The organism is Mycobacterium sp., from assembly GCF_035570115.1.
Lineage (GTDB): Bacteria > Actinomycetota > Actinomycetes > Mycobacteriales > Mycobacteriaceae > Mycobacterium.
Genome location: NZ_DATMLH010000228.1, coordinates 1 through 9,134, shown reverse-complemented (window position 1 = coordinate 9,134; position 9,134 = coordinate 1). Strand labels below are relative to the sequence as shown.

Sequence of the window (9,134 nt, the reverse complement as noted above, 5' to 3'; positions counted from 1 at the left end):
TGGGTACGCAGTGCTTCCTCGACCTCGATCGGCCCGAACTTCTCTCCCCCGCGGTTGATCGTGTCGCTGAGCCGGCCGCTGGGGTAGATGTAGCCGTCGGCATCCCGCCGTGCGAGGTCACCGGTATGCAGCCAGCCTTCGCTGACGTTCTGGATGGTGTTGACCCACAATTCGCCGACAACTCCCGCCTCGACGTCGGCCGCCGTGTCGGGATCCACTACGCGGACTTCAACCCCGGGCAGCGGCTTTCCTACCGAGCCCACGCGGTTGGGATCCCGGTGATCCTCCGGCATTAAGGTTGTGTAGGCACCGAGCGTTTCGGTCTGGCCAAACACGTTGGCAAACGCGACATGCGGCAGGGCGGCCATTGCACGGCGCACCAATGCGACGGGCGCGGCCGCCGCTCCGTAGGCGATGGCGATCAGCGCGGTTAGGTCGGTGCCGGCGAAGTCGCGATGGTCGAGGATCCGCTGGAGCATGGTCGGCACCAGGAATGCGGTGCGTACCCGATGCTCCTGCACCAGCCGCAACCACTCTGCAGCGTCGAACCGCTCCTGCACGACTGAGGTATTGCCCGAGTACAGGCTGCCGAGCATGCCCAGGGAGCCGCCGACGTGGAAGAACGGAACACACATCATCGACACCATGGGCGCTGAGTCCGCGCGGAACGGTTGCCCCATTCCGCGAATCCGGGTGCTCAGCTGCCCGCTGGTGATTCCGACCGCCTTCGGCAGCCCGGTGGTACCGCTGGTGAACAGCACCAGGGCGTCGCGGTCGTCGATCTCCTCCACCGTCTTCGCGGCGGGAATCGGGCCGTCGCACAATAGATCAGCCGCTGTCAATGTCTTGCTCGCGCCCGCTTCACGGAGCCGGTCCGAGTGTGCCTCTCCCCCAACTGCGACGTCGGTGCACCCCGCATTCTGCAACAGGGCCCGGAGCTCTGACGTTGTGAGCGCTGGGTTCATCAGCGCTGCCGCCGCACCGATGCGCGCCGCGCCGAGAACCGATGCGATGGAAAGCAGGCTGCCGCCGTCGACGACGGCGACGCGGGTTCCAGGTGCCACACCATTGGCAGCCAGACCGGCGGCGCAGCGTTCGACAGCCGCCGCCAACTGGCCGTAGCCGATGACGCGCTCGCCGATAATAAGCGCGACCCGGTCGGGATCACCGGTAGCGGCGGCGTCGATGATCATCCCGATGTTCATCCGCGGCTCAATACAGGGGTGACCACGAGGAGGTGCGCAGCAGCCGGCTGGTCCATTGGTCGCGCAGGTCCAATGCGTCGTACATCCAGGTTCCCGGTGCGCGGTAATCCGATGGGATCTCGGTCCGAAGGAGGTTGAGCAGTGCTTCCGGCTGGCAAATGCGCTGCATCAGCACCACTTCTCGGCGCAGGTGACTGCCCAAAGCCGGCTGAAACGCAGCCTGGATCGCCAACATCGACGCCGGCCGTTCTAGGCCCTTGGCGTACACCTCACCACACCGGTCGATGTATTCGGCGAACTTGTCCTCGTAGGGCCACATGGTGTCCTCCATGTAGAGAGTCAGCTCGTGTTCGCGTCCATCGACGGGGACCTCGTCGAATGAAACGTCCAGAAGGGGCGACCACGGAAGCGCAACCAGGAGTTTGGCGTCGACGTCGTGGCGAAGGTCGTCGAGCTCGCGCATCCATTGCCGCAGAGCGCCTTTCTGGATCCGTAGAGCCAAGCGCTCCCATGCTGCTCCGTCGCGAATGGCCGTCACGGTAACCACGGTGTAGGCGGGCCCGCTGCCGTGGGCCTGGTTTGCGTACCAGAGCAACCGGGCTTCGTCACCGGCACCGAGCATGGCCATCCAGCCGTCTCGGAATGCGGCCTCGAACTCGTCCTCGGCGCGCCCCCGCACCTTGTGTACCTCGTGCATGAAGAGCATGCCGCGGGACCTCCTGCGCGAGCGCTGCACCGCGCCTTCGCTCAATGGACGGTAATCCCGGCGTCCTGTCCTGTCCACGGTCCGCAACCTGGACAGTCGAGCCACACATCTGGTTTGCTCGCATCCATGGCCAGGCTAGATGTGCCGGACGGCCCGGGTGGTGAGGCCGCGATGATTTGGACACTGCGGCCGCCGCTGGGCGACATGGTTGAACGGATGATTCGCGGGGCCTACCAGCAGAGCATCCTGCCGCCGGAGGAGCGCGAACTGGCCAGGATGCGCATCGCGCAGATCAACGACTGCGTCGCGTGCGCGGACTTCCGCGCGGATTCGGTGCTCGAGGCGGGCGTCGCGCCGGAGCTGTATGAAAACGTCGCGGCCTACGCCACCTACCCCGGCTACACGGCGCGGCAACGTCTTGCCATCGAATACGCCGAGCGATTCGCGAATGACCATGCATCGATCGACGACGCGTTCTTCGGACGGCTGCGTGAAATCTTCACCGACGAGGAAATCCTCGATCTCACACTGTGTGTCGCGGTTTTCCTTGGTCTGGGACGTTCGTTGACCGTGCTCGGCGTCGATCAGTCGTGCGCAATCGATCTCTGAGCGAGTGGACATCACGGTTTGAGAGGAACGGTCGAGAAGAGTGGACATCGCATCGGTCGACGAATTGCTCACCACCACCCGGTCGGTACGCAAACGCCTTGACCTGACCCGACCGGTTGGTCGCGACGTGATCCTCGAGTGCATACAACTTGCGATGCAGGCGCCCACGGCGAGCAACGCACAGGACTGGCGGTGGCTGGTCATCACCGACGCCGACAAGCGCGCCGCGATCGCCGACATCTACCGCGGCATCGGTGCTGAGTACCTTGCACTCGCCGCCAAGGACACGTCCGACCCGCAAACCCAGCGCGTATACGCCAGCGCGTTTAGCCTGACTGACACACTGGGCCAAGTTCCCGTGCACGTCATCCCCTGCCTGGAGAACCGGATCGACAACTCCAATGCACTGACGGCCGCATCGGCTTGGGCGTCGATCATCCCCGCCGGCTGGAGTTTTTTGCTTGCACTCCGTTCGCGCGGACTCGGATCAGTCTGGACGACAATGCATTTGGCTAGGGAGCAGGAGGTGGCCGAACTGCTGGGAATCCCGGCCACGGTCACCCAGGCTGCGCTGTTTCCGGTGGCATACACGATCGGCACCGACTTTCGGCCAGCCGTCCGTCCGCCCGCCGAGCGCATCACTTACTGGGATACCTGGGAACAGCCTGTCGGAGAAAGCTGATGCAGTCCTACACCGTGCGATTTCATGTCGACGCACCCCCGAAAAAGGTGTGGCGAGTGCTGCATCCACCGATACCGCCGGACTCGCCCAAGCCGCGGGTGCTCAAGTGGGCGACCGGCAGCATGGAGATTCTGAACGAAGGTGACGAAGCCGGTGAGGGCTTGGTCCGCACCTGTGTCTTCCCCGTGCCCGGCTACCTGTTGTCGGGTGGCAAGGGGCGGTCCTGGGAGACGGTCACCGAGGCGAAGATCAACAAGTTCTCGCGCTATGTGGCGATCGGCAAACCACTGTGGTCGCGCGCCGAGGGCTACCACGAACTCGAGGAACAGCCCGACGGGACCACCGTGCTCACCTTCCATGAGACTTATCACGCCTTCAATCCCGTGCTGCGATTCCTTCTCGAACGCCCGGTGCACGCGAAGATTTCTCGCGACAACCTCGAGATCTACGAGCACGCCCTCAGCTATGCCGGGCCGGTCAAACGGCTGACCTAGGCGGCGGTACCCGCCAGTAGGCTGTCGGCAGGTTATGCAGCCATTCGGTCGGTACCTGAAAATTGTTTCTTAGCAAAGTATTAAGAGCCCCGCCCGGTGACCTTAGAGTAACCAATTAGCGTCTCAAACAGGTTGAGGTAATTCCTCGACTCATATGGCAGAAACATGTAGGGGAACTGGGGGCGCTCATGACCGATTCGATTGCTTCGGCGGCTTCGTACTCGACGTCGCGTCACGCGCATCTTCCAGTCGACTGCAACGGTGCCGCGGTGCGGGCCCAGTGCCGCCACCTGGCGACCGTCGTGACGATCAGCGGCGCGATCGACGCGACCAATGTCGATCAGGTGAGTGCGTACTCCGAGCGCTTCATCCTGCCCGACAAGGCATTTGTCCTGGACTTGTCCGGCCTGGATTTTTTTGCCACACAAGCTGTTCGACTTCTCCACCGTGTCGATGCCGTCTGCAGCGCCGCCGGGCTGGAGTGGTCGGTGATCCCCAATCAGGCAGTGACCACGGCGCTGTTGGTCACCCATGAGGAATCCAGCTTTCCCGTCTTCGGCTCGGTACACGAGGCATTGCACCACTTGGCCGACGCCAACTCTGCACGCCGCCGGTTGCTGCTGCCGTTGCTCACCAAATCCGCCTAGCAGCGCGATCGCGCTCCGGCGTGTGCTGCGCAAACCCCGTATGCTGCTAATCGTGAGGTCGAAGTCAACCGCTGTCGCCGCGGCGGCGCTGATTGCGCTGAGCTGGGGTGCGGCTGCCGGTCTCGCCAGTGCCGATCCACCTGCGCCGCCGCCCGGACCGGCTCCCGCGCCGCCACCCGGACCGCAGGCGCCCGGACCTAAGACGACCATCGACCACGACGGCACCTTTGCGGTGGGAACCGACATCGTGCCCGGGACCTACACCTCGGCCGGGCCGCTCGATAAGGGCGTTTGCTACTGGAAGAGGCTCGGCCCCGGCGACGACGGCAAACAGCTGGTCGACAACGCGATGAGCAAAAAGCCGCAGGTGGTGCGGATCGACCCGACCGACAAGGCGTTCAAGACCGACGGTTGCCAGCCGTGGCAGAAGAACGACGCGGCGACCCCCGACCCGGGCAAATCGCCGGCGGACGTCACCTTGCCGTTGAACATCCTCAACTCGCTCATCGGCGGAGCACAGCCATCCCCACCCCCCACGCCGACGCCGTGACGTCTTAAAGCTGGCCCGCAGAGCTGGCCGGGGACTGTGCAAGCCAGTCGCGCAGCTTCGCATAGATCAGCGGATGGTTCAGCAAATCGAGGTGGTTCAACCCGGTCAGCGTCAGACCTTGCTCACTGTCAAACGGAACGCGCCGCGACCTACCGCGGCCCGCAGCGCTGTGCGATCGCACGAGGTGATCGCCGGCGACGATTCCGAGCAGCGGCGGCGTGACGGTCGCAGCCACGAAGTGGTAGATGGCGTGCGGCAGGAACGGCGCCTCTTGGCAACGATCGCGCAAGAACTCGTCCGGATCGGCGTCGCACCAGTCCTCGTCAAGACAGGCACCGAAGCGCAGATCCTTGACTCCGTCGCTGCGGACGTTCAAAAAGGCTGCGATGGCCCGGGTCTCGGGCAACCGGGCCAACGCCCACGACGCGATGCTTACGCCCTTTTCCAGATCGGCTCCCAGATGCGGCGAGCCGAGGCACACGACGTGACTGACCGCGTCGGTCCATCGATACTGCAGCTGGGCGCCGTAATGGCAAGCGCTGCGTGCCACCAGTCCGCCCATCGAATGGCCCACCAGCACCAGCTCGGTGACGGGCACTGGCCAGTGGGCGTGCAACCGGTCCAGTATTTCGGCGAGTGTTCGGCCGTTGACCGACACGTGCAGTCCGGTGTTGTACCGCAGATGAACCGGGCTAAATGCCAGGTCTTCGCGTAGCCGTTCGCCATAGCTGCGGCTTTCTTGGTTTTCCGGGTCCTGGCGCGGTCGCCGAGACCAGGACCGTTCGGTAAGACACCAGCCGTGCAGAAACACCACGACCCGGTCGGTGGCCGTCGGAAATGCGGCTGCGAGCGAGTCGGCCGTCGGGGAAACCGGTTTGCCGTGCTGTCGGATCGCCATCGCGACGGCTAGCGGGTTGTCGCGCTCGGTCAGCTCATCGCCATAGATGCCATTCACTGCGGCGATGGCCGCGGCGGGCCCGATGCGTGATTCGAGAGCCTCGTGGCCGTCGTCACCCCAGATTTCAGCGGCCACCGTGCCCACGGCGCGCGTTACACCGCGCAGGCCTCGGTCCACGCTGCTGTAGATCGCGCGCGTCAGCCCGTCATGGATCGTCCTCGTCGGTGCCGCCGACGGTCCGATGGAGCCGAAAACGCGGCCGGCAATTCCCGCGTGCATCCCCCGCACCAGCGTCGTCACCAACGACGACGCCTCCCCCGCCAGGGCGCCAACCGCCCGGATATCACTGCGCTGCATGTAGCCCCCTTTGGCTGAGCTGCCGGTTTGGCGGTTGAGTATACAAGCGTTTACTGTATGGGTCAGCTGCCTACGCCAAGACTTTGCGGCACAGACCGCTGATAGGAGCGCTGATGGACGCCACCTTTTCGATGGACCTGTCGGAGGAAGTGGTGCACGTCCGTGACTGGGTGCATGAATTCGCCGAGTCGGTTATCCGGCCGGCCGCCGCGGAGTGGGATGAGCGGGAGGAAACCCCATGGCCGATCATCCAAGAAGCCGCGAAGGTCGGGCTGTACACCCCCGACCTCTTCGGCCAAATGGCGGTCGAATCCAGCGGTCTGGGCATGCCGACGGTGTTCGAGGAAATGTTCTGGGGTGACGCCGGGATTGCCTTGTCGATCATGGCCACCGGGCTTGCCGCGGCCGCCCTGGCCGCCAACGGAACCCCGCAGCAACTCGGTGAGTGGCTGCCGCAGATGTTCGGCAGCCCGGGAGATCCGAAGCTTGCCGCGTTCTGTTCCTCCGAACCCGGTGCCGGTTCTGACGTCGGAGCCGTCCGCACCAGGGCGAAGTATGACGAAGCCGCCGACGAGTGGGTGCTCAACGGCACCAAGACGTGGGCGACCAACGGTGGGATCGCCAATGTCCATGTGGTGGTGGCATCGGTGGAGCCCGACCTGGGCACTCGGGGGCAGGCGACGTTCATCGTGCCTCCCGGCACAGCGGGTCTATCTCAGGGGCAGAAGTTCAAAAAGCACGGTATTCGGGCGTCCCACACGGCCGAGGTGGTGCTTGACGATGTGCGCATCCCCGGTGAGTTGATCCTTGGCGGCAGAGAGCGTTTCGAGCGCCGGGTCGCCAAAATCAAGGAAGGGCATCGCACATCGAGTCAGGCGGCGATGATGACGTTTGAGCGCACCCGTCCGATCGTTGGTGCGATGGCATTGGGAATCGCGCGCGCTGCCTACGAGTACGCGCTGGATTACTCTCGCCAGCGCGAACAGTTCGGGCGCAAAATCGCCGAATTCCAGGCCATCGCGTTCAAGCTGGCCGACATGAAAAGCCGCATCGACGCGTCGCGAATGCTGGTCTGGCGGGCCAGCTGGATGCAACGAAACGACAAGCCGTTCACCTCAGCGGAAGGGTCGATGGCCAAGTTGTTCGCCAGTGAGACCGCGGTGTACGTCACCGATGAAGCGATCCAAATCCTCGGCGGCAATGGCTACACCCGCGATTACCCGGTCGAGCGGATGCACCGGGATGCCAAGATCTTCACCATCTTTGAAGGCACGAGCGAAATTCAGCGACTCGTCATCGCGAGGGCGCTCACCGGCCTCACCATTCGATGAGACCCGCGGGCGCGGGCCACTAGTGAGCTGCCGCGTTGGCCTCGTCGCCGGCGCCGTTCACGACCAGCGCGTCTTCCCAGCCGTTGAGATGCTCGTCGGCGGGCTGCTGATGGTGCTCCGAGTGTTCGGGGTCCTCTAGACCAGCCACCGCGCGTATCGCGGAAATCAGCTGTTGGATCAGCGGCGTCTCGTTGTCGGAGGGAGTTCCGCCGAACTCGAGCTCTTCGGGCAGCTCCGGCCGAAGTCCCAGTCCATGTGCCGCCTCCTGAGGCGACAGCTTGGCGTAGACGCGTGCGGTGTAAAGCTGTTGTCCGAGAGTCGATCCGGGAGCCGATGCCGCGCGCTCCATCAGATCGTCGTAGCGTCGCCGGCAATCGCTGAGCGCCATCATGACCGTGGGGGTCGACCTGCCGTGACTGGCCGCTTCCGTCAGTGCCGCGCGCAATTTGCGCATACCGGTCAGAACCACCTCGGCCCGTTTCTGGAATTTCTTGTCCTCAGGAAATGGCAACGAATCGATGGCAGCGCGGTACATGTGCATCGCCGCCTCGGCGAGATTCACAATGGTTTGCGCTTCGCCTTCATGTGGATCGAATTCGCCCATGGCCCCTCAATTCTGTGGTGGTGTTCAGCCCAGGTTCGGCGGCCGTTACCGAACTTCCGTCCCGACGGCTGCATGGACGAGGGTATCGGTAACAGCGTCGACCCGCTATAGGGGTAGTGCGCATGCGTTCAGTAGCCGGACCCGGCTCCCCAATGCTCGGCCCGTGCCGGTCGGCTCAGTTGAGGCCGTAGAAGCGCTGCGCGTTGCGCCCGCCGATTTTTGCACGCGCGGCTTCGCTGATGTCCGGGCGCGTCCGCAGGTGCTTGGTGCTTTCGGGCCACTCGCCGTCCCAGTGCGGATAGTCGCTGGCGAACATGATGAAGTCATCACCGAGCACGTCGATGACGCCGGGCAGGATCGGCTCCTCCGGCTCGCAGGTCACGAAGATGTTGCCGGCCCGCACGTACTCCTGCGGATCGCGTTGCCAACCACGGTCGATCCAATCGCCGCGCTTTTCGAAATGCTCGTGCAGCCGGTCGATGAAGAACGGCACCCATCCCACACCCGCTTCGAGGAAGGCCACTCGCAATCCCGGATGCCGATCGAAAACACCGCCGGATACCAGCGCGGTCATCGCCGTCATCTGGTCGAACGGAAAGCTGATGCAGTGCACCTGGATGTAGTTGGTGAAGCGATCGACACCGATCTTCGGCAGGTGAATGCCCGGCGCGCCATGAATGCCGAGTGGCATGTCGAGCTCGACCGCGGCCGCGTAAAACGGATCGAGGTCTGGGTGGTCGAGGTTGCGCGTCTTGAGCGCCGGCGGGACAAGGGTGGCCACCAGCCCGAGGTCTTTGGCTTCCCGCATCACGTCGACCGCCACCGGCCCGTGCTCGATCGGGGTCACCGCGACGCCGCGCAGTCGGCCGACCGCCGGGGCGCAGAAATCCGCGATCCACTGGTTGTAGTGGCGCGCGAACCCGGCGGCGAATTCCGGATCCTCGAGGCTGGGCGTGCACAGCCCCATGCTGGGATACAGCACCATGGTGTCGATGTGGTCGCGGTCGGCGTCGCCGAGCACCCCCTCGACCGACCGGCAGTTGATGTCGGA

Annotated in this window: 11 protein-coding genes; 6 read left to right on the top strand and 5 right to left on the bottom strand. The window is 64.4% G+C overall.

Annotated elements, in window-relative coordinates; all coding sequences use genetic code 11:
* The coding region (locus tag VNW74_RS20535) for a class I adenylate-forming enzyme family protein (RefSeq protein WP_325680174.1) at positions 1–1,205 on the bottom strand (1,205 nt) is incomplete at its 3' end.
* A gap of 7 nt (positions 1,206–1,212) precedes the next feature.
* Complete coding sequence (locus VNW74_RS20530) at positions 1,213–1,911, bottom strand: hypothetical protein (RefSeq protein ID WP_325680172.1); 699 nt, start codon at positions 1,909–1,911, stop codon at positions 1,213–1,215.
* Between the two features lie 126 nt (positions 1,912–2,037).
* On the opposite strand from VNW74_RS20530, the gene VNW74_RS20525 reads away from it, so the two are divergent.
* The 5 genes from VNW74_RS20525 (at position 2,038) to VNW74_RS20505 (ending at position 4,893) form a co-directional block, all read left to right on the top strand.
* The gene (locus VNW74_RS20525) at positions 2,038–2,520 is read left to right on the top strand and encodes a carboxymuconolactone decarboxylase family protein (RefSeq protein WP_325680170.1); all 483 of its coding nucleotides are present in this window, start codon (positions 2,038–2,040) and stop codon (positions 2,518–2,520) included.
* Between the two features lie 40 nt (positions 2,521–2,560).
* A complete protein-coding gene (locus VNW74_RS20520) occupies positions 2,561–3,202 on the top strand; it encodes a nitroreductase family protein (RefSeq protein WP_325680168.1) in 642 nt (213 codons plus the stop codon).
* Positions 3,202–3,696 carry an SRPBCC family protein gene (locus tag VNW74_RS20515; protein ID WP_325680166.1) on the top strand — a complete coding sequence of 165 codons (495 nt, stop codon included), beginning with the start codon at positions 3,202–3,204 and terminating at the stop codon, positions 3,694–3,696. Before VNW74_RS20520 ends, VNW74_RS20515 begins: the two co-directional genes overlap by 1 nt.
* A gap of 188 nt (positions 3,697–3,884) precedes the next feature.
* Entirely contained in the window at positions 3,885–4,343 is a 459-nt protein-coding gene (locus VNW74_RS20510) for an STAS domain-containing protein (protein WP_325680164.1), read from the top strand.
* A gap of 40 nt (positions 4,344–4,383) precedes the next feature.
* A complete protein-coding gene (locus VNW74_RS20505) occupies positions 4,384–4,893 on the top strand; it encodes a hypothetical protein (protein WP_414686733.1) in 510 nt (169 codons plus the stop codon).
* A gap of 4 nt (positions 4,894–4,897) precedes the next feature.
* Here VNW74_RS20505 and VNW74_RS20500 read toward each other — a convergent pair whose 3' ends face one another.
* Complete coding sequence (locus tag VNW74_RS20500; RefSeq protein ID WP_325680162.1) at positions 4,898–6,148, bottom strand: alpha/beta hydrolase; 1,251 nt, start codon at positions 6,146–6,148, stop codon at positions 4,898–4,900.
* Between the two features lie 113 nt (positions 6,149–6,261).
* Here VNW74_RS20500 and VNW74_RS20495 point away from each other — a divergent pair, with 113 nt between their 5' ends.
* The gene (locus VNW74_RS20495; RefSeq protein WP_325680160.1) at positions 6,262–7,479 is read left to right on the top strand and encodes an acyl-CoA dehydrogenase family protein; all 1,218 of its coding nucleotides are present in this window, start codon (positions 6,262–6,264) and stop codon (positions 7,477–7,479) included.
* 19 nt (positions 7,480–7,498) lie between these two features.
* Here VNW74_RS20495 and VNW74_RS20490 read toward each other — a convergent pair whose 3' ends face one another.
* Together VNW74_RS20490 and VNW74_RS20485 are read right to left on the bottom strand one after the other, a co-directional pair.
* Positions 7,499–8,083 (bottom strand): XRE family transcriptional regulator, encoded by a 585-nt coding sequence (locus tag VNW74_RS20490; protein WP_325680158.1) that lies wholly within the window; start codon positions 8,081–8,083, stop codon positions 7,499–7,501.
* Between the two features lie 175 nt (positions 8,084–8,258).
* Positions 8,259–9,134, bottom strand: an 876-nt coding sequence (locus VNW74_RS20485) for an amidohydrolase family protein (protein ID WP_325680156.1), incomplete at its 5' end; no start/stop codon positions are given.

What these genes read in the sequence shown, in the direction of transcription:
- VNW74_RS20530 (WP_325680172.1), bottom strand. Translation starts at nt 1,911, where the DNA reads ATGCTCTTCATGCACGAGGTACACAAGGTGCGGGGGCGCGCCGAGGAC.
- VNW74_RS20525 (WP_325680170.1), top strand. Translation starts at nt 2,038, where the DNA reads ATGGCCAGGCTAGATGTGCCGGACGGCCCGGGTGGTGAGGCCGCGATG.
- VNW74_RS20515 (WP_325680166.1), top strand. Translation starts at nt 3,202, where the DNA reads ATGCAGTCCTACACCGTGCGATTTCATGTCGACGCACCCCCGAAAAAG.
- VNW74_RS20510 (WP_325680164.1), top strand. Translation starts at nt 3,885, where the DNA reads ATGACCGATTCGATTGCTTCGGCGGCTTCGTACTCGACGTCGCGTCAC.
- VNW74_RS20505 (WP_414686733.1), top strand. Translation starts at nt 4,384, where the DNA reads ATGCTGCTAATCGTGAGGTCGAAGTCAACCGCTGTCGCCGCGGCGGCG.
- VNW74_RS20500 (WP_325680162.1), bottom strand. Translation starts at nt 6,148, where the DNA reads ATGCAGCGCAGTGATATCCGGGCGGTTGGCGCCCTGGCGGGGGAGGCG.
- VNW74_RS20495 (WP_325680160.1), top strand. Translation starts at nt 6,262, where the DNA reads ATGGACGCCACCTTTTCGATGGACCTGTCGGAGGAAGTGGTGCACGTC.
- VNW74_RS20490 (WP_325680158.1), bottom strand. Translation starts at nt 8,083, where the DNA reads ATGGGCGAATTCGATCCACATGAAGGCGAAGCGCAAACCATTGTGAAT.